Below are 18,774 nucleotides of genomic sequence, written 5' to 3'. Positions count from 1 at the left end.
AGGGAGGGTTGGTCAGCAGCCAGTGGGGCGTTCGCAGGACTGTTCGTCGGCACAGCAGTTTTCTGTGAGGTAGGCCAGCAGCTGGTTCATCGCCACAAACTCGGCCCGGTAGCAGATGGTCCGGCCACGCTGCTCGGCGCTGATCAGGCCCGCAGCCAGCAGTTCCTTCAGGTGGAAGGAGAGGGTGGCCCCAGGCAAGGAGAGGGCCTGGGCAATGTCGCCGGCCAGCTTGCCGCCGCTGCCGGCCTGCACCAGCAGGCGGAAGATCGACAGGCGGGTGGCGTGGCCCAGGGCAGCAAGAGCGTGGGTTGCGTTGTTATGTTCCATGATTCTAGAATAGTGGAATCGAAACCGCAGGACAACCCCGTGCAGCAGATCCCCAACGTGGTCCCAGGTGCCCTGGATATCCCGACGGCCGCCAAGCTCAACGACCCTGCCGCGCAGCGGCATCGCCCGCGCATCCTGATCCTTTACGGGTCGCTGCGACCTCAGTCGTTCAGTCGCAAGCTGGCGCTGGAGGCGCAGCGGCTGCTGGAACAGCTCGGGGCGGAAACCCGCCTGTTCGATCCACATGAGCTGCCGATGCTTGACTCGGTGCCGGCCACCCACCCCAAGGTGCAGGAGCTGCGCCAGGCCTCGCTGTGGTCGGAAGGCCACGTATGGATCAGCCCGGAACGCCACGGCACCCTTACTGCGGTATTCAAAAACCAGATCGACTGGCTGCCACTGGAAGAGGGCAGCGTGCGACCCACCCAAGGCCGCACGCTGGCAGTGATGCAGGTCTGCGGCGGCTCGCAATCGTTCAACGTGGTCAACGCGCTGCGCGTGCTCGGCCGATGGATGCGGATGGTGACGATCCCCAACCAGTCGTCGGTCGCCAAAGCGTGGCAGGAGTTCGACGACGAAGGTCGAATGAAGCCTTCGGCGTATTACGATCGCGTGGTGGACGTGATGGAGGAACTGGTCAAGTTCACCCTGCTGATGCGCGGGCGCAGTGACTACCTGGTCGACCGCTACAGCGAGCGCAAGGGCGCCGTTGAAGCGGCGGCGCTGGCGGCCGCTGCAGGCGTGGTCGAGACCATTTTGAATCAGGAGGAAAGTGCGTGAACGCTGTCATCTACCACAATCCCAAGTGCGGCACCTCGCGCAACACACTCGCGCTGATCCGCTTCGCCGGGATCGAACCGGAAGTGATCGACTACCTGGCCCACCCGCCCAGCCGCGCGCGCCTGGTCGACCTCATCACGGCGGCTGGGTTGAGCGTGCGTGATGCCATCCGGCAGAAGGGCACGCCGTATGACGAGCTGGCACTGGGCGATGCTGCACTGAGCGACGACGCGCTGCTTGATGCGATGCTGACGCACCCGATACTCATCAATCGTCCTTTCGTACAAACCGATAGGGGTACCCGTCTGTGTCGGCCATCAGAAGTGGTGCTGGACATCCTGCCGCCGCTGCCCGGACCGTTCCGAAAGGAAGATGGAGAGTGGGTGACCGGGCATACCGGAAGCTCGACGCCGTGATCCCATTGCTTGGCTGGGCTCGCTGCCGTTGAGAACCACAGGAGGTCATGCCCTATGTCGCCGCTCGATCCCGCAACAACCGAAAGCGCGTGGCGCGTCTTCCTGGTGTTCCTGCGACTGGGACTGACGTCGTTCGGCGGCCCGATTGCCCACCTGAGCTATTTCCGCCACGAGTTCGTCGAGCGTCGCCGTTGGCTGACGGACCGTAGCTATTCCGATCTGGTGGCCCTGTGCCAACTACTTCCGGGCCCGGCCAGCAGCCAGGTTGGAATGGCGCTTGGCCTGCGTCGAGCCGGCTGGCCTGGTCTGGTGGCCGCCTGGGCAGGCTTTACCCTGCCCTCGGCCGTGCTGATGATCCTGTTTGCCTTGGGCGTTGCCGGATACCAGGGCATCGTTGAATCCGGCTGGCTGCATGGCCTGAAGATCGTGGCAGTTGCCGTGGTGGCCCAAGCGGTATGGGGAATGGCCCGGTCCCTGTGCCCGGACCGTCTGCGCGCAGGGATGGCATTTGTTGCCGCTGTGTTGACCTTGGCCATGCCCTCGGTCGTCGGCCAGATCGTGGTGATCATCTTCAGCGGACTGCTCGGTCGCTGGATGCTGAAGATCGAACCCGTTTCCGGACAATCAGACGGCGGCTATCCCGTCTCGCGAAGAACCGGCACGGTGGCACTGGTGCTACTGGTGCTGCCACTTGTTCTGCTGCCGGTGTGGGCCGCGGCGAGCGGATCCCCCTTGGCCATGCTGTTGGAGGGGGTCTACCGCGCCGGCGCCCTGGTCTTTGGCGGCGGCCACGTCGTGCTGCCATTGCTGCAGACCGCGGTTGTCCAGAGCGGCACCGTGAGCACGACAGATCTGCTCGCCGGGTACGGTGCGGCGCAGGCGGTGCCGGGCCCTCTTTTCACATTCGCAGCGTACCTGGGGGCCATGGCCGCGGGTCCGTTGAGTGGCTGGGCAGGAGGTCTTACGCTATTGGCGGTCATTTTCATGCCTGCCGTTCTCGTGCTCGTAGGAGTGCTGCCCTTCTGGGAGTCGCTGCGCCACCGCAAGGATCTGCAGGGTTCAATTGCAGGCGTCAACGCCGGGGTCGTCGGGATCCTGCTGGCAGCGTTGTACGACCCGGTGTGGACGAGTGCGATCCATGACCGATGGGATGTCACGATGGCGCTGGTTGCGTTCGGGCTACTGGTCGTCGCGCGTGCACCGCCGATCGTGGTGGTGTTGCTGGCTGCCATGGCGGGTTGGGCGATGGCGCGGTAGTCAGGGCATCTGCCAGAGCATATAAGCCGCCGTCATGAAAATGAGTAGCGCGAATGCAACATTCAACACTCCACGGTGCTCTGCCAGCGCTGCAGATGCGCGCGCTCCGGGAGGGGCTTCCATGTCGGTTGGCCGTTAGGCAGCGGAAGAGGGGGCGCCTCGCAGGCGCGAAGCAAGAGAGGACAGGTCGTAACCAGCCTCACCGGCAATGGACAGCACCTGTTCGGGCGTAGCGCCGCCGTTACGAACCTGGGATAGGGCCCATAGCGACGTCGAGCGGGTGCCGGTCCTGCAGTAAGCGACGATGGGTGCAGGCAGTTGTTCCAGCAGCACGCCAAACTGCTGCACATGTCCATCGGTGATGGCGCCAGGCACGACGGGCAGATAGGCAAAGCCCAGGCCCGCCCTGGAGCAGGCCGCCTGCAGTGCAAGGTGATCGGGCTGGTCCGGCTGCTCGCCGTCGGGTCTATTACAGATGACACTCGAGATGCCCGCCTTTTTCAAGGCAGGTATGTCAGTGGGAACCAGTTGGTCGGTCACATGCAAGCTCGGCGCAAGTGAGTGCAGATTCATGGCGAATTCTCTGTTGAGCGGGGACGGGGGAGGAGCCAGTGGAGGAGCATGCCGACGACCATGGCGGCCGCGAAAACGAGTGCAAAGGGTTGACCCGTTGGCAACAGTGCAATGGCCGGGCCCGGGCATACGCCTGCCAGCCCCCACCCAACGCCAAACACTGCCGCGCCAATGACCAGGTTCCGGTCGATCTGACGCTGATTGGGAATGTGCAGCGCCGCAGCGAGCACAGGAGCATTGCGTGCGCGGACCCATCGATAGGCGATCGCTGACGGAATCAGCGCCCCGGCCATGACAAGTGCCAGTGATGGATCCCACCTGCCTGTGACGTCAAGAAAGGCGAGTACGCGCGCGGGATTGGCCATGTCCGAGACGACCAGGCCCAGGCCAAACAAGGCGCCACACAGAACTGCCGCCAGCCGGATCATGTTCCGCCTCCGATCATCATGCGGACAACCGCCACGGTCGCCATGCCCATGAGCATGAAAACGCCCGTGGCAACCATGGAGCGTGGTGACAGCCTGGCCAGGCCGCAAACGCCGTGACCGCTCGTGCAGCCAGATCCGAGGCGCGTTCCAAAGCCGACCAGCAGCCCGGCCAACACCAACAACGGCGTAGCGGAGATTGAAAGCGACGGCAGCGAAATGGGCTTGACCGCGAGCGCCAGCCCGGACGCCACCAGCAGCCCTGCCAGGAACAGGGCCGACAAGGAGCGGTCGCCAGCGGACGACAGGCCAAGAGTGTTGGCAAGCAAGCCGGAGACGCCGGCAATGCGACCGGTCAGCAGCAGAAATCCACCTGCTGCCGTACCGATCATCAGGCCGCCGATGACGGGCCAGTACCACGCCAAAGAGGGGAGGGTCATAGCAGGTCCACCGGCAGTTTGAGGTAGCGCACCCCGTTGTCATCCGGGTCGGGCAGATGGCCCGCGCGCATGTTGACCTGCACTGAGGGCAGGATCAGGCGCGGCATGGGGAGCGTCGCGTCGCGGCTCTCACGCATCTCCACGAACATGTCCTCCGTCACGCCTTGATGCACATGGATATTCGCGGTTCGTTCCGCGCCTATGGTGGTTTCCCATGCGAACCGATCCCGGCCCGTGGCCTTGTAGTCGTGGCAGAGGAACACCCGGGCGTCATCCGGCAGGGCCAGTAGACGCTGGATGGAGCGATAGAGCTGGCGGGCCGAGCCACCGGGGAAGTCGCAGCGGGCCGTGCCGTAGTCCGGCATGAACAGAGTGTCGCCCGGAAAGACCGCATCCCCGATGACGTAGGCCATGCACGCAGGGGTGTGGCCTGGCACGTGCAAGGCAGTTGCCTGGAGATTCCCAACGGTGAACTCCGCGCCATCGGCAAACAGATGGTCGAATTGGCTCCCGTCGCGCTTGAACTCCTTGCCAGCGTTGAACACCTTGCCGAAGGTGTCCTGCACGCCGGTGATGTGCTCGCCAATGGCAAGCGTTCCGCCGACCTGCCGCTGCAACCACGGTGCAGCGGAAAGGTGATCGGCGTGGGCATGCGTTTCCAGCAGCCACTGAACCTGCAGCCCTTCGTCATGAATGTACTGGACCAGCGCCGCGGCGGAGTCGGTCGAGGTGCGTCCAGAGGGCATATCGAAATCAAGAACGCTGTCGATGATGGCGCACGCCGAAGACCGGGGGTCGCGTACCACGTGGCTGGCCGTAAAGGTGGCGGGGTCGAAGAACGTCTTCACGCAAGGCGAAGGCGTGCGGCCACCTCGCGCTTCACGCACGATGTCTTGAGCTCTCTCCAATGAAGAATCGACGACGACAGGCCTGTTCACGACTCGCTCCCGGTGGTTGGATGATGGATAGTAATACATACTTACGTAAACTATGTAAGTGCCTTCTCGTGTCCTTTGTCCGGTTCAGCTGGCGTGCGGATTAACAGGTACGCTCTAGCTCTCCTTTCTGGTGCCCCGCTCTTGACCAACCGCCTCACCGCCAACAATCTGGCCGACATGAAGGAACGGGCGCCTGAAGTGGCCGAGTTGCTGCGCTTCATGGCCACGCCGTCGCGTCTGCTGTTGCTTTGTCAGCTGTCCCAAGGGGAGTCGACCGTCGGTGCCCTCGAGGAGGCCACCGGCATCCGACAGCCGGCCCTTTCCCAGCAGCTCGCCGAACTGCGTCAACGGCATCTGGTGACGACCCGGCGAGAGTCACGTTCAGTCTTCTATCGCATCAACGACAGCCGCGTTGAGGCGATGCTGGTTGCCATGCACAGGATCTTCTGCGTGGATCAGTCCGACGACCGGGAGTGAGCAGACGTGGCGTGCCGTACGCTGGCACCCACCGCGCTGATGATCGCTCCAGCCGACGCCAACAGCACATCCTTGTGCGCATCCCACACGTCGCCCTGGATGCCGAGATAAGCCATTCCAAGGTCCTGGTCGACCACCAGAACCGCGCCCCATTCGATCAGTTCATAGGCAGCGGACGTGGCGACGATGAACTGAGTGGCAATCAGGGTCAGCGTCAGCTCGCTGGCCACAGCACGCCTTGCGTAGAGCTCTCTCGCCGCGGGAAAGACCAATAGGCCGTAGGCGAGGTGAACGAGTCTGTCGAAATGGTTGCGATCCCAGCCGAACAGGTCGGTGATCCTGTAGCCCGCCAGTTTCTGCGCCCAAGCGTCGTAAGGGACTTCCGAGTACGTAAAATGAGCGCCCACGGCATGCAGGCACAGAAAAAGCAGAAGCGAGACATTGGTTGCGGGCCGGAACGGGCGCTTCCACTGCTGGAAGACAACGTAGGGAATGGCGATGAATACCAGCAGATTCTCCAGCAACCAGTCGCGCCGGTGGTAGGGTTCGACTGCGGCAAGCAGCCAGCACCCTATGTAGATTCCAAGGCAGAACAGCGCGAAGCGCCAGGAGTCCGACTGCGTGCTCCCCAATCTGCCTTTCGCCGTTGCCGAGGCACGATCCTGGCGTTGGGGGTACTCAATGGGCATAAAGGACCGGAATGGTCGCCCCCTGCAATAGCTCCATCGTCATCCCTCCGATGGTCCGCTCGCGCAGGCGGGAGTGTCCGTATCCGCCAACCACGATCAACGTCGCCTTGGTCGCGCGGGCGTGATCGAGCAGGACCTCGCTGGAACGGCGGTGTCTGGCAAGCAGCCGGGTGGCCGATGCGGCGATGCCCCAGCTCCGGAGGTGTTCAATGAGGGAAGCTGTGACAGTGCCAGCAGCACCCTCCATCTCGTCCGAATGGCTGCATATCTCCACCAGAAGGACAGTCTTCACCTGCTGTAGCAATGGGATCGCGCTGTGCAGGGCGCGGCATGCGTTTGGGGTGTCTTTCCAACCCACAATCGCACACGAGTGGTCGCTTGCCCGCCAATGCGGCGGCACCACCACGACGGGCCTTCCCGCGTCAAAAAGCAGCGCATTGAACAGGGCCACGCCCGCTGGGTCGGCCTTGGCGAATCCTGACCAGCCCCCGACAATGGCCAGATCCGCAGAGAAGGCCAGTCGAGCGGCGAGCTCTGCAGGAGATTCAATGCCCGCTTCGTGAACTTCTACGGAAACACCAGGGTGCTCTGCGATTCTGGCCCTGATCCTTGAGGCTCTTTCCGAGGCCTCCCGCCGACATGCGTCCTGGGCAGCCAGGAACGATGCGCGGGGTGTCGGATCAGCAGTCCCGATCGCCGGCGGAGGCAGGTCGAACGTTTCGATGATGCGCACCCGCGCGTCCTGCGACCTGCCGATCTCGACGGCGAAGCGGATGGCCGCGTCATCTGCCGATGAGTCTGACAAAGGCACAAGAATATCCTTCAACATGGCTCTGGCATCCGGGTGCGTCAACGTGACAGGAACAGGGGAGTGAGGGTGCGCTCGAAGAGCTCCCTCGTCGTTCCCCCCAGCAGCCATTCGCGCGCGCGCGAATGGCCATAGGCGCCGCAGACGAGTAGATCCGCCTGACTATCGAATGCGTGGCCCAGCAGCGCTTCAGCCACGCTCCTCCCATATGACGACACGGGAGTAAATGTCGCCTCTCGCCCCTGCCGCACCAGACTGTTGACGAACGCCTGAGCATGTTCATTGACCCGGTCACTTCCGTCCACGGTGGTAACCACAAGGGCGCACGCGAAATCCAAGCTCAGGAAATCATGTGCCGCGCGAGCGGATTCGGGGGTTGCACTCCAGCCGATGACGGCCCGCTTGAAGATTCCGTCGAAACGGGTTCTCCCTGGCAATGCCAGGATGGGGCGTCCGGATCGGCTCACCAGTGAAGAGAACTGAGCATGTTGCAGCCTGCGCTCGGCGTGGTCATGTCCGGCGCACGCCATTATCACTTGGTCGAAACCCTGTGCGCGCAGGGCAATCGCGTCCACAGGACGTTCCGCGCGCCCGTCCTCGATCTGGATGTCATGAGGAACGCTCCACTGCGCGACCCGGCGCAAGAGCGTGGCGACTCTGGGCGGGACTTCGGTGCGTGCAACGTCGGGCAACGGAGATTCCACTGGCTGCACCAGCGTGACGTGCCCGCCACGGGCGCCGACAAGCGCTGCTGCCAGCTGCATGGCAGAAGCATCAGCGGGCGTATCCGTCAAAGGGACAAGAATATCCATCGTGGCTGTTGCACACAGAGGCCGGCGTTGCCCCTCATTCTCCGCCAGTCCTGCGCGGAGATATTGACGTGGGTCAAGGTGTTGACGATCACCCGCTACGCCCGGCGGCCACAGCGAACGTTCCGACGATCAGGCTGGTCCCGATCAACAACGGAGCAGAGAAGCGCCATCCGCCTCTTGCCGCGGCAATCAAGCATTTCAGTAATGAGTTGGTCGCAAGTGCGATGGTGATCGCCTGTATCGCGATACCGTTGCTGATCTGCTCCGCACCCACCATCTGGGCGGCAGAGGCGGTGGCGGCGTGTACGTCGGCAATGCCGGAGATACCCAGAGTCCAGGGCAGGCTCTCGTCACCCAGCCAGTCTCGCAGCAGACTTGCTGCCAGAAGCAGAATGACGATCAGCCCAACAAAAACCAGGATCGCCAACGGTTTAAATGGCCGCACGATGGCCAGCCCGGACACTGCTGAGGTACTGAGCAAGGACCGCCATCCGAATGCCAATGCTGTCCCCATGGCCACGATTGCCGAGCAGACCAGCGGGACCATGCTGTAGGCGAGCAATGCAGGTGCGAGCGTGCCCATTACCAGGCCCAACTGCAGGATCATGGCCACGTTGGAAAGCAAGGCCGCTCCTGCGAAGGCAGGCGCCAGTCGAGGCGACGACCGCGCCCCGTCCGCCATTGCGGCAATGGTGGCGGTACTGGAGACGAACCCACCGGCGAAGCCGGTCAAGGCCAGGGCCGACCTGGGCCCCAGATGGCGCAGCGCTAGGTGCGCTCCGACGCTGACTGCCATCAGCGCCACGATGAGGGTGCCGAGCCGACTCGGGTTGATGACTTCCCAAGGGTCGACGGTGCGGTCTGGAAGCAAGGGAAGGATCAGAAAGCCCGCGGCCAGCACCGTTGCGATGTCCCGAAGGTCCCGGTTGGAAACATTCGTATTCACCTTCCGTATCAGGGCAGGCCCCCCAACCAGTATCACCAGGATGGCACTGCCGGCGAGGATCGCCGTTGCCGGTGTACTTACTGCAAGGGCGCCGACCAGATACAGGGCAGGCAGCACAATCAGATGGGCGGCAGCTGCCTGGGAGTATCGCCGGCGAGGGCAGACAACCAGGCCCAGCAGTACCGCGCCAGCTACCAGAGCCGCGCCTCCCAGCAGCGCTCCCAACCCGCCTGAGATCGCGACCAGCGCAAGCACAACACTGCCGCCAAAGCGCGTGTGGGCCGCCGCCATCCTCCCGCCTGCCCGCTGCCAGACCAGTCCAACAACGGCGCCCACGACAGCGGCGGTAATCAGCCCCGCGGCGGTGCCTGCCGGATCCTGGACGATGCTCAGCATGTCTGGTTGCCCACTGGAATCGGTCAAAGGCGATTCTGCTCCGGCATTTGTCCAGAACGAATCCCGGGATGACTTGACCCAGGTCAACGATCCAAGGGAATTTTGATTGACTTCGATCAAGTTCATTCGTCGCGCTGGGTTCAAGCTACCGGCTCTTTCACCCCGGGGAGAGCGAGCATGTACTGCGACATTCTGTTGCCCTTCGTCTTGGGCCGCCTGCACGAGCAGGCGCTGGGTCTCGCCACGGCGCTTTCGCGTGAGCAGGGGAGCCGCCTGGTAGCACTGGCTGGGGCCAGTGTGGTTGTGCCGGTCGCGACGGGTTGGATGTACTACCCAGCCGTCTACACCGCTCTTCACGAACCGGCCAAGGAAACGGTCAGGGTGCTTGCCACCACGCTGGAGGAGCGGCTGGCAGGCGCGGGTGTGGATTGGCTCGTATGTGCGAACGAGAGGGTGTGGGAGGGGCCGGTGGATCAGGTGATGCCTCAGGCAGGATGCGTTGACCTGACCATCCTGGGGTTGCATCGCGATGACCCCGGCACTGAGGACACGCTGGTCTCCTCGTTGCTGGTGGAATCGGGGGTGCCGTTGCTGCTTGTCCCGCCGGGCGCCCGCGACGCGGTGCCGCGTCATGTTGTGATTGCGTGGAAAAGCACCAGGGAAGCCATTCGCGCGGTCCATGATGCCTTGCCGTTGTTGATCGCTGCACAGCGCGTGCACCTGTTGTATATCGATTCCGATCCGGACGATCCGAGCAGGGAGGACGACGCCAGTCTGCGCCTGGTCGCTCATCTACGGCGCCATGGCGTAACAGCCTCGCCTGTGCACCGCGGTTATGAGGAGGGCGGGGCAGGACCGGCCATACTGAACTTCGTGAAGGAGAGCGGCGCCGATTGCATTGTCGCCGGTGGCTACGGCAGATCCCGTGCCTCGGAATTCCTGTTCGGCGGCGTGACCCGCACACTGATCCGGCACAGTCCGGTACCAGTACTGTTCGCCCACTGAGGTCAGAGGAAGGGCGGTAGCCATTGGCTGTTGAACGGCAGCTGTGGTGCTCTACATGCATCCCCGAGCATCTACAGCACACTGACCTGGACGCGGGATGAGCACGGTCCGGCATGGCCCGCAGAGGCCATAGAGCGTCGCCACCCTGCGGCATGGGCGGCGAGAAGCACCTTCTGCCAAACAGGACAGCGTCGTGACGCACTTTGTCTTCCGGGATTGTCTTGAAGCAGCTCTCGGGCTCGTGGACGCGTTGAGCGCGTACAAGCAAAGCCGGGCATCCATACTGGCCGTTTCATGTGCCGCGTTGCCGATGGCACGGCTCATCGCCGATGCGCTTGGGGCGCAGCTGAGGCTCGCGGGTATGCCCGCCGTGCGGGCGACTGCTTCATTCCATGTGGCGATCGCCAGCCGCAGGGAGCGGGCGGAATCGTCACCGCCCTTGGGCAGTCCAGACACAACGGTCGGCAAAGCCGGTCTCGAGGATGTGCAGCAAGCGCTCGTGGCCCAGGCTCAGGCGCATCGCAGGCGCTGTGGAATCTGCTCATCGGCTGGACTGGCGCAGCGAACGATCATCGTGCTCGATGACGGCTCGGCGACACCCTCCACCATTGAGGCTGCCTTGCGAATGGTACGCGTGTATGGTCCGGCGCTGTTGGTGTATGCGGCACCGGTCACCACGACGGAAACCCTGGCACGAGCGTCGGGGCTGGCCGATGCGTGCATCTATCTGGCCGCGACAGACTCGGTCAATGCGGTAGCCGCGCACTTTCTGGAGTACCCCGTGGTCACTGACCGACAGGCGGTACGTGCGTTGTTCCCCAAGCCGATGCGATGGGCCGATGGTGACGGGACGTGCGCGGGCTGTCTTTCGCTCGGAACAGGAAAGCCGTGATCGCCTGAGCACCACAGAAGCTACACGATGCTGCCCTCCGCGATGTCAGGTGCTGGGATCGAGGGGCAACTCATGGATGACCTGGCAATGGTCGTCGGCGTCGATACGGCTGCTGAATCCCAGATGCTTGGCCAGCTCCCGCATCTGTGTGTTCTGAGCGTCGTCAATCGAGTACATATGTTTGATGCCTTGCGACCTGGCGATGGCAATCAGGTGGTTCATGAGGATCACCCCCAGTCCACGTCCCTGCCATTCGTCGGCGACCGTCACCGCACACTCGCAAGCATCCCCGGAGGCAGTGGTGCTGTAACGGCTTACGCCGATCAACTGCTCACCCGACTCGTCGGAAACGACCGCGGCAAAGGCGACCTGGTGAGTATGGTCCAGCACCGTCAACTGCGTCAGCAATTGCTCGCTGGGCGAACGAATCTGGCCCAGGAACCGGAAACGGCGGGCCTGTGGCGACAAGCCCTCAATGAACGCGCGCTCGATATCCCTGTCCGCCGCCGTGATGGGTCGAATCAATACCCTCGTGCGGTCGCGCAGCACCTCTATCCAGCGTGGAAAAAGCTCGGGGGAAAGGGGAGAGGGGAGGTCTGGAGTGTTCATGGCAGCCACGGCTAACGGGGACGCATGCATGCTAGAACCCTGCCGCAGCCAGCAAATTGACGCAGGTCAACGTACGTGGTGTTACCTGCAAGCTCAGCGCGCCGTGTAGCCGCCGTCGATCACCAGGGACGAGCCCGTGACGAATCGGGATTCCTCCGATGCAAGGTAGACCACTCCCCAGGCAATATCGTCCGGCGTACCGACATGGCCCAACGGGTGCATTTGATCCAGCGCGTGTCTACCGGCGACCAGATCAGCGGTACCGCTGTCTCGCAGGTGCTGCTCGACAAGCGGCGTCCAGATGAAGCCAGGGTGCACCGAATTGACCCGAATGCCATCGCTCGCATAGATCAACGCGTCGGTCTTGCTCATCAGCGTGACCGCGCCCTTGGATGCGTGGTAAGCGGGAAGGTCGGCTGCGCCCACCAAGCCATAGATGGAAGAAAGATTGATGATGCTGCCGGCACGGTTCCTGCGCATGTGGGGCAGGGCATGCTTGGTGCAGAAGAAGACGCCTTTCACATTTACTGCCTGCACCTGGTCCCAATCGGCCTCGCTGAGCTCGTGGGTCGGACGGTTGGCGCCAGCGATTCCGGCATTGTTGACCATGACATCCAGACGTCCAAACCGATCCACGACGGCGTCGATGGCATTCTGCACACTGGCTTCCTCCCGAACGTCGACGTGCCAGTAGATCGCGGCAGAGCCAGCGCCAGCCAGCTGATTGACCAATGCGTTGCCCTCTCCGTCATGTATGTCGAACAGGGCTACCGCGGCGCCTTCTTCGGCCATGCGAACTGCGCAGGCGCGGCCAATGCCCACTGACGCACCCGTGATGATGCAGACCTTTCCTTTCAATCGATTCATCTGGAGCGTCCTCTTCAGGCCGGAGGTGCGCACAGCACCCCCATACCTGTCTTCATTTGGCGGCGTACCGGAAAAGGGCGTGTTGACCTGCATCAAGAGATGCGGTTCTTTACAGATCTTTACAAAACAGTTCTCCACCGCCATTCGCCAGGCGCCCGCCCGTGCCTAGATTGGGTATGGGTCAGGTGGAGGAACGGATATGTGGGAAACTCCCAGTCACGTCACGTTCGAAACGGCGGGTGTGGAACCCTTGGTCGGCCTTCAAGGCGGCGTCGCCGCCGGTGTTGGCGGGAGCTGGGAGCACCTGCTGCAGGGCATGCCCCTGGTCCGACGCCGTGTTCGCAGGAAGCAGCACGTCATCCGCGCAGGCCAGCCATTTCGTGGATTGTTCCTGGTGCGGTCGGGCATCTTCAAAAGTGCGCTCATCAGTGAAGACGGCCGAGAACGTGTGACGGCGTTCCCGATGCGCGGCGAACTGCTCGGGCAGGAAGCACTGGACCTGGCTGCGTATCCATGCGACGTGATCGCGCTGAATGACGGCGAGATATGGGAGCTGCAGCCCTTCCTTCTGCGTCAGTGCCTTCCTGGATTCGAGGCGCGCTTGACCGGGATACTCGCCTCGGAGATAAGACGAGATTGGCAATGGATGCTGGCGCTCGGCAGCCTGAATGCCGAGCAGCGATTGACATCGTTCCTGCTTGATTTTTCCACGCGCCTGGCCGAGCGCGGCTTCAGCGCGACACAGATGCTGCTCTGTATGACGCGTGCCGACATCGGCAGTTTTCTTGCCATGCAGATCGAGACAGTCGTCCGCGCGTTGCACAGGTTGCAGGATCAAGGCCTGATCGAGGTCAGTCGTTCCCATATACGCATCGTCGATCTGCCGCGCCTGCGTGCGCAGTCAACAACGCTGAACTGACCTCTTGAGGCGCCCATGTCGGGTGCGAAAACCGCTGTCAGGCGATCAGTTGCTGGATCGCGACCAACAGATCCTCGCGCCGATACGGCTTTCGTAGCAAGGTGCCGCAGTGCCCGAGGTCGGGACTGACATCGGGCGCGTCATCGTGGCCAGTGGTCAGGAGCACCGCCAAGCCGGGCAGCTGCTCGCGCAAGGTGGATGCCAGCGCATGGCCGTTCATCGCGCCTCCCAGCATGACGTCGCTGAAGACCAAGGCCGTCTCCGGGTGCATCTTTGCGATCGCAAGTGCCTCGACCGCGTCACATGCTTCCAAAGTGACATAGCCCGCCGCCTGGAGAAACGATACGGCAATCCGTCGCACGCCCGGATCGTCTTCCACCACCAGAATGGTCTGCCGCGCGCCTTCCACGCGATGTCGCGGGGGCAGCACGCGCTCTGGCAGGGACGTTGCGACCGGGAGGTACATGCTTACCGTTGTGCCTCGGCCGTGCACGGTGTCAATGTGCAACATGCCTCGGCTCTGTCTTGTGAAGCCATACACCATGCTCAGGCCAAGCCCGCTTCCTTGGCCCATCGATTTGGTGGTGAAGAAGGGTTCGACTGCACGCCGAGCGGTACTGGCGGACATGCCCATGCCGCGGTCCGTGATCCGGATGACAATGTAGTGCCCGGCCTGCAGCTCCTCCATCTCCTGCGGTCTGACCCATTGCTCGCCCACCGAGAGCAGGATCTCGCCGTTTCCCGGAAGGGCGTCGCGCGCATTCAACACCACGTTGACCAACGCAGTCTCAAGCTGGCAGGGGTCCACATGCGCAGGTGGGAGGCCACGGTGGCATTCGATCGTCAATGAGAATGACTCGCCCAGGATTCGTTGCAGCATGGTGCCCAGATCGTGGACCAGCTGGTGAAGCTTGACCGATTGCGGAGCCAAGGGTTGGCGTCTTGCAAAGGCAAGCAACTTGGAGGTGAGGGATGCTCCGCGCGCCACCGAGTGGAGGGCCCCTGCGATAAGATCGCGCGCGCCCTGGTGAGGAGCATACTCGTCATCAAGAAGCTGCAGGCTGCCGGAGATGATGGTCAGCAAGTTGTTGAAATCGTGCGCGATACCGCCAGTCAACTGGCCGAGCGCATCCAGGCGTTGCGCATGGGCGAGTTGCTCCGCCGTTCTGCGGCGCTGCATTATCGCCGCAACCAGGACTGCGACGCCCTGTATCAGATGAAGGATGTCGTGCTGGATCGGTCGCGTATCCGTGGAAAGCACCATCAGGATCCCTGTCGGGTGGTCGCGGTCACGGAGCAGCGTTGCTGCACCACACGCAAACCCCTCACCAGCTTCGGCCAGCAGTTCCAATTGCCGATCATCCAGGATGGTGGCGCGGTCCACTGGAAGCGATGCTTCAAGCAGGGCCCAGCGCGAGGACAGTATGTGGCAAAGGGCCTCGCCGTTGATCTGTCCGGCAACGCGCACATCTATCGCATGACCATCCGACTCAGGAAAGGCCAACGCGACTGCGTCGGCCTGGAGTTCATCGATAAGCATGCCAGGCAATGAGCGAACAAGCTGTTGCTCGCTGCCCGCGTCCAGGGCCATCTGTCCCAACCGTGCAATGAAGGCATCATAGCTGGCGCGCACCAAGGCTTGCCGAACGCGTTGACTCTCCGAAATATCGCGCACCGAGGCGAGGTAGTGTCGTCCGTGTGCGGTCTCGATCGGACTCAACGCGATTTCCACCGGAAACTGCTGACCGTCCGCCTTCTGGCCGACCAGCACCTGATCGGATTGGCCCATCGGTCGGACGCGCGGGGAAGACATGTAACCGAGGCGATGCTGCAGATGGCGCTCTCGCGCGTCGGCTGGCATCAGGGCCTCCACGGAAAGGCCAACGAGCCCGTCATTGCCATGACCGAAAAGACGCTCTGCGTTGCCATTGGCGCGGATGATGCGCCCCTCTGCATCCACCAGCAGCAGCGCATCAGGAACGATATCAAACAGCTGCGGGAGCATCAGTGCGGTCACGGCGACACGCTGGCAGCCAACCGATAGCCGACCCCTCGGGTCGCCTGGATCAGCTGAGGCTGCGACGGATCACGTTCGAGCTTGCGCCTCAGTCGGCCGATGTGGACGTCGATGGCACGATCGAACGGGCCCGCGTCGCGTCCGTGTAGCGAATTCATCAGCTGATCCCTGCTCAGCACCGTGCCGGCGCCTTGAACCAGCGCGTGAAGCAGATCGAACTCGGCCGAGGTCAAGCGGACCGCGTTTCCGTTACGGTCAAGCACCACCCGCTCCGACGCGTTGAGGAGTATCCCGTCGAAGCGGAAAACATCTCTGGCTGAGGTCGACGGGCGCTGTGCACGCCGTAACACCGAATGTATGCGGGCCAGCAGTTCGCGGTAATCAAACGGCTTGGCGACATAGTCATCGGCACCGAGCTCAAGGCCCACGACTCTATCCACCGAGTCACCTCGGCCGGTCACGATGATGACCGGAATCTGACAGGACTGACCCCGCAACATCGTCAGCCCGTCCCCATCTGGCAGGCCCAGGTCCAGCAGGATCAGGTCAACGGCCCCTAGGGACAGGCATTGTTCCGCCGCCGCAACGCCTGGGGCAATGTGGCACTCGAGGCCATGATTCTGCAGGAAGCGGGTCGTGAGCCCGGCGATGGCCTCGTCGTCTTCGACCAGGAGGATGCGCGGCCGGGCGATCAGGGGTCGTTCGAGCACTGCCATCGACGCGCCCTTACGGCATAGGTAGGATGATCATACCCTTAGCTGCGGCCTGCACGCGGCAAGCCCTTGATTCATCTTTGCGAAGGCTCCACGGTGGCTTCCGGAGTGTCATGATCAGGGCGCGGTCAGCACCCCAAACCACGCACCTATCGCGTATGTGGCCCCCATTGCGATGGCGCCCCAGACCACAACCCGCAGCGCGCCACGCAATTGGGATGCTCCACCGAGCCGCGCCGCAACAGCCCCGAGCGCGGCCAGGACGCATAGCGTGGTTACGACGACAACTCCCGCCAGGTTGCTATGCGCCAGGGTTGCAGCCAAAAGAACCGGGGGCAGGGCGCCGACGACGAATGATATTGCAGAGGCACCCGCTGCCTGGAATGGCCTTGCCTTCAGTACATCGTGAATGCCCAGTTCGTCCCTCAGATGCGCTGACAGCGCATCATGCGCGGTCAGCTCGCGGGCAACCTCCTCGGCAAGCCGTCGCGTCAACCCTCTCTTTTCGTAGATCGTTGTCAGCTCAAGCAACTCTGCGTCCGGCTGGCTCAGCAGCTCCCCGCGCTCCTTCTCTTCGTCTGCGTTTTCGGCGTCTGCCTGCGAGCTGACTGAAACGTACTCGCCCGCCGCCATCGAGAGTGCACCGGCGATCAGTCCTGAGAGGCCAGCGACAAGAATCGTTTGAGTTGCCGCGCCAGCACCGACCATGGCGACGACCAGGCTGCTGGTCGATATAAGTCCATCATTTGCACCCAATACCCCGGCACGCAACCAGCCGCCGCGTTGACTGCGATGAAATTCTCCGTGGCTCATGGCGTATCCGACGTGGGGAGCGAACTGTTCCAGCGTACTCCTAATCGTCCGTGGTCACTGACTCTGTGCGTCCCGGCTGTTCAACAGAGCTATTCCCAAGATGGGAATATTCATGCCTGAAGATCCTGCCGGGGTGCCGCTCAGGCAGACCTGGTCCAAAGGGCAGGGCACGGATCGGATATCCAACGTCACGCGTATGGGGATTTATCGCGCTCGTGCTCACCATGAATGTCAGCTGCGCCGCTCTTGCCGCTCAGGACCCGCACCGCAGCGATGCATGGGGACGTCCCCGATTCAGCGCAGAATCGGTAGGGTGGCGGCTAGCACGGGTCGTTGGGCACATCCCGCCAGCCACCCTCAATCCGCTGTAGCCTTTTTCCGCCTATGCACCGTTCGCCAGTACGCAGCGGATTGGGTGCGGCGTAAGCGGGCATGGTGTCTAACGCCTGCTCCATTGATCGGCGGAACGCCCTAGCTTCCGCCTCTGCTTCCCGGTTGAGCTTCGCTACGTCTGCGTCGAATTTTGCCTGCTCGGCCTTCGTCATGGGCCGGGTCAGTTCTGCGGTAATCGCTGCTGCCTGCCTGCGGACATTCCATTCGATCAGGCCCATGGCGATGAGAATTGTCACCACAACGCCCGCCGCGATATATCCCCAAGGCGGCCCTCTGGTCTCCCGGCTTATCTGACGAACCCGGTCGCTGCGAAATTGAAGGTCCGTCACGTCCGGCGCGCTGAATGTCGGCTCTTGCCGTTCTCTGTCCATGAATCCCCCTAGATTGCATCCTGCGGGCATTTTAGCCTCAGCCTGCGGACCGCCCGAAGTGCCGGTCACGGAAGTCGCCGAGGTCAACAACGACGACCTTGACCATCTGGCGCTGACCGGCTTTTCTCTGTCCGGCCTCGGCTTTGCGTCGGGAGGCGAACCCGGCGACCCTGAGTTCCATCTGATCGCGCCATGCCAGCCCGGCAATCCGTTCGGGTGTCATGCGGTCGCCGTCAGGGCTGACTAGGTAATTGCCTCTGACGCTCCAGCCCGCGAAGGGTCCGGTTAGGTACTGGCACATGCATCAATGCTCGCTTTGTCCTTGGAACCACGGAGAGGCAAGAGCGATGCCAGCAGGAGCTTCAGCAGGCCTAGGTGGTACCTCACCGCTGCTGCCAGCCTCTTTACATAATATACATTATGCGAAATGAATGATGGGCCGTCTTTCGCGGGTCTGGCTTTGGATCAAGTCTTGCCTCCCTTCCCGGGAACCTAGCCCAGCAAGGATGAGCACTACACTTGCAGCGTCGGATCCGCAATCTGCGACACGCTACCGGCAACCACTCTCCAAGCGCCCTCTTTCTGCACCCAAGTGCGGAGATAGCGGAACCAGCCAGAGAATGATGCTCCCATGAGCGTGCCAGACAGCTGGGCAGTTACCACCGTGATGCATGTCGTGCCGTACGAATGCACCTCTACCGCATGCCAGTCGGCTTGAGACATGTGTTGCGACCCCGAGCGATGCAGCTGCAGATCATCCGCCTTCGTGTAGATGACGCCTGCTGGCCCGACGAACAGTAGGTCATCATCAATGAGGGCGTCCAGCTCAGCTACATCGCTATGCAGCATGGCAGCTCGAAGTCGCTCTTCGTAGTCCAGAATCTGCATTTT

At 62.7% G+C, this 18,774-nt stretch carries 24 protein-coding genes and 1 pseudogene; 7 read left to right on the top strand and 18 right to left on the bottom strand.

Going from position 1 to position 18,774, the window contains the following annotated elements; translation table 11 throughout:
• Window positions 1-12: 12 nt before the first annotated feature.
• Window positions 13-327, bottom strand: a complete 315-nt coding sequence (locus HDC96_RS04475) for a metalloregulator ArsR/SmtB family transcription factor (protein ID WP_179458922.1) — start codon at window positions 325-327, stop codon at window positions 13-15.
• Between HDC96_RS04475 and arsH the strand changes: the two genes are divergently transcribed.
• The 3 genes from arsH to chrA are packed head-to-tail and all read left to right on the top strand — an operon-like array spanning window position 319 to window position 2,780.
• Window positions 319-1,107, top strand: coding sequence for an arsenical resistance protein ArsH (gene arsH, locus HDC96_RS04470; protein ID WP_179459618.1), 789 nt, complete (start codon window positions 319-321; stop codon window positions 1,105-1,107). The genes HDC96_RS04475 and arsH overlap by 9 nt on opposite strands.
• Window positions 1,104-1,523, top strand: coding sequence for an arsenate reductase (glutaredoxin) (arsC, locus tag HDC96_RS04465; RefSeq protein WP_179458920.1), 420 nt, complete (start codon window positions 1,104-1,106; stop codon window positions 1,521-1,523). The genes arsH and arsC overlap by 4 nt, the downstream gene beginning before the upstream one ends.
• Before the next feature lie 54 nt (window positions 1,524-1,577).
• Complete coding sequence (gene chrA, locus HDC96_RS04460; protein WP_179458919.1) at window positions 1,578-2,780, top strand: chromate efflux transporter; 1,203 nt, start codon at window positions 1,578-1,580, stop codon at window positions 2,778-2,780.
• On the opposite strand, the pseudogene HDC96_RS04455 reads toward chrA, so the two are convergent.
• The 5 genes and pseudogenes from HDC96_RS04455 to HDC96_RS04435 all read right to left on the bottom strand — a co-directional run.
• Window positions 2,781-2,888: pseudogene (locus HDC96_RS04455) on the bottom strand (sulfite exporter TauE/SafE family protein); the annotation flags it as partial.
• Between the two features lie 27 nt (window positions 2,889-2,915).
• On the bottom strand, window positions 2,916-3,353 hold the full coding sequence (locus HDC96_RS04450) for a TIGR01244 family sulfur transferase (RefSeq protein ID WP_179458917.1): 438 nt from the start codon (window positions 3,351-3,353) through the stop codon (window positions 2,916-2,918).
• Window positions 3,350-3,781, bottom strand: coding sequence for a YeeE/YedE family protein (locus HDC96_RS04445; protein WP_179458915.1), 432 nt, complete (start codon window positions 3,779-3,781; stop codon window positions 3,350-3,352). The genes HDC96_RS04450 and HDC96_RS04445 overlap by 4 nt, the downstream gene beginning before the upstream one ends.
• Window positions 3,778-4,218 (bottom strand): YeeE/YedE family protein, encoded by a 441-nt coding sequence (locus HDC96_RS04440; protein ID WP_005413386.1) that lies wholly within the window; start codon window positions 4,216-4,218, stop codon window positions 3,778-3,780. Before HDC96_RS04440 ends, HDC96_RS04445 begins: the two co-directional genes overlap by 4 nt.
• Window positions 4,215-5,156 carry an MBL fold metallo-hydrolase gene (locus HDC96_RS04435; RefSeq protein WP_343202994.1) on the bottom strand — a complete coding sequence of 314 codons (942 nt, stop codon included), beginning with the start codon at window positions 5,154-5,156 and terminating at the stop codon, window positions 4,215-4,217. Before HDC96_RS04435 ends, HDC96_RS04440 begins: the two co-directional genes overlap by 4 nt.
• A gap of 177 nt (window positions 5,157-5,333) precedes the next feature.
• Between HDC96_RS04435 and HDC96_RS04430 the strand changes: the two genes are divergently transcribed.
• Complete coding sequence (locus HDC96_RS04430; protein WP_032967187.1) at window positions 5,334-5,633, top strand: metalloregulator ArsR/SmtB family transcription factor; 300 nt, start codon at window positions 5,334-5,336, stop codon at window positions 5,631-5,633.
• Here HDC96_RS04430 and HDC96_RS04425 read toward each other — a convergent pair.
• The 4 genes from HDC96_RS04425 to HDC96_RS04410 form a co-directional block, all read right to left on the bottom strand.
• Window positions 5,612-6,322: a DUF2238 domain-containing protein gene (locus HDC96_RS04425; RefSeq protein WP_179458914.1), complete on the bottom strand. Its 711-nt coding sequence runs from the start codon at window positions 6,320-6,322 to the stop codon at window positions 5,612-5,614. The two genes, HDC96_RS04430 and HDC96_RS04425, sit on opposite strands and share 22 nt — an antisense overlap.
• Window positions 6,312-7,151 carry a universal stress protein gene (locus tag HDC96_RS04420; protein ID WP_179458913.1) on the bottom strand — a complete coding sequence of 280 codons (840 nt, stop codon included), beginning with the start codon at window positions 7,149-7,151 and terminating at the stop codon, window positions 6,312-6,314. The genes HDC96_RS04425 and HDC96_RS04420 overlap by 11 nt, the downstream gene beginning before the upstream one ends.
• A 20-nt stretch (window positions 7,152-7,171) precedes the next feature.
• A complete protein-coding gene (locus HDC96_RS04415; protein ID WP_179458912.1) occupies window positions 7,172-7,942 on the bottom strand; it encodes a universal stress protein in 771 nt (256 codons plus the stop codon).
• A gap of 88 nt (window positions 7,943-8,030) precedes the next feature.
• Complete coding sequence (locus HDC96_RS04410; RefSeq protein WP_179458911.1) at window positions 8,031-9,410, bottom strand: DUF4010 domain-containing protein; 1,380 nt, start codon at window positions 9,408-9,410, stop codon at window positions 8,031-8,033.
• 51 nt (window positions 9,411-9,461) lie between these two features.
• On the opposite strand from HDC96_RS04410, the gene HDC96_RS04405 reads away from it, so the two are divergent.
• Together HDC96_RS04405 and HDC96_RS04400 are read left to right on the top strand one after the other, a co-directional pair.
• The gene (locus HDC96_RS04405) at window positions 9,462-10,289 is read left to right on the top strand and encodes a universal stress protein (RefSeq protein ID WP_179458910.1); all 828 of its coding nucleotides are present in this window, start codon (window positions 9,462-9,464) and stop codon (window positions 10,287-10,289) included.
• Between the two features lie 193 nt (window positions 10,290-10,482).
• The gene (locus HDC96_RS04400; RefSeq protein WP_179458908.1) at window positions 10,483-11,181 is read left to right on the top strand and encodes a phosphoribosyltransferase family protein; all 699 of its coding nucleotides are present in this window, start codon (window positions 10,483-10,485) and stop codon (window positions 11,179-11,181) included.
• A gap of 45 nt (window positions 11,182-11,226) precedes the next feature.
• On the opposite strand, the gene HDC96_RS04395 is transcribed toward HDC96_RS04400, so the two are convergent.
• Complete coding sequence (locus tag HDC96_RS04395; protein ID WP_179458907.1) at window positions 11,227-11,790, bottom strand: GNAT family N-acetyltransferase; 564 nt, start codon at window positions 11,788-11,790, stop codon at window positions 11,227-11,229.
• Window positions 11,791-11,883: 93 nt separating this feature from the next.
• Entirely contained in the window at window positions 11,884-12,801 is a 918-nt protein-coding gene (locus tag HDC96_RS04390) for a glucose 1-dehydrogenase (protein WP_257018589.1), read from the bottom strand.
• A gap of 55 nt (window positions 12,802-12,856) precedes the next feature.
• Between HDC96_RS04390 and HDC96_RS04385 the strand changes: the two genes are divergently transcribed.
• Window positions 12,857-13,576 carry a helix-turn-helix domain-containing protein gene (locus HDC96_RS04385; RefSeq protein ID WP_179458905.1) on the top strand — a complete coding sequence of 240 codons (720 nt, stop codon included), beginning with the start codon at window positions 12,857-12,859 and terminating at the stop codon, window positions 13,574-13,576.
• Window positions 13,577-13,613: 37 nt separating this feature from the next.
• Here the strand turns inward: HDC96_RS04385 and HDC96_RS04380 are convergent, their stop codons facing one another.
• From HDC96_RS04380 to HDC96_RS04355, 6 genes are all read right to left on the bottom strand, one after another.
• Entirely contained in the window at window positions 13,614-15,593 is a 1,980-nt protein-coding gene (locus HDC96_RS04380) for a PAS domain S-box protein (RefSeq protein WP_179458904.1), read from the bottom strand.
• A complete protein-coding gene (locus tag HDC96_RS04375; RefSeq protein ID WP_179458903.1) occupies window positions 15,590-16,309 on the bottom strand; it encodes a response regulator transcription factor in 720 nt (239 codons plus the stop codon). Before HDC96_RS04375 ends, HDC96_RS04380 begins: the two co-directional genes overlap by 4 nt.
• A gap of 114 nt (window positions 16,310-16,423) precedes the next feature.
• Window positions 16,424-17,119, bottom strand: coding sequence for a VIT family protein (locus HDC96_RS04370; RefSeq protein WP_101101553.1), 696 nt, complete (start codon window positions 17,117-17,119; stop codon window positions 16,424-16,426).
• 320 nt (window positions 17,120-17,439) lie between these two features.
• Window positions 17,440-17,883 carry a hypothetical protein gene (locus HDC96_RS04365; RefSeq protein WP_179458902.1) on the bottom strand — a complete coding sequence of 148 codons (444 nt, stop codon included), beginning with the start codon at window positions 17,881-17,883 and terminating at the stop codon, window positions 17,440-17,442.
• Window positions 17,884-17,920: 37 nt separating this feature from the next.
• Window positions 17,921-18,184: a DUF3653 domain-containing protein gene (locus HDC96_RS04360; protein WP_123729278.1), complete on the bottom strand. Its 264-nt coding sequence runs from the start codon at window positions 18,182-18,184 to the stop codon at window positions 17,921-17,923.
• Window positions 18,185-18,396: 212 nt separating this feature from the next.
• On the bottom strand, window positions 18,397-18,771 hold the full coding sequence (locus HDC96_RS04355) for a nuclear transport factor 2 family protein (RefSeq protein WP_179458901.1): 375 nt from the start codon (window positions 18,769-18,771) through the stop codon (window positions 18,397-18,399).
• Window positions 18,772-18,774: the final 3 nt, after the last annotated feature.

It is taken from the genome of Stenotrophomonas sp. JAI102 (assembly GCF_013409105.1).
In the GTDB taxonomy this organism is placed as follows: Bacteria; Pseudomonadota; Gammaproteobacteria; order Xanthomonadales; family Xanthomonadaceae; genus Stenotrophomonas; species Stenotrophomonas maltophilia_AA.
This window is presented reverse-complemented; position numbering and strand designations above follow the sequence as displayed.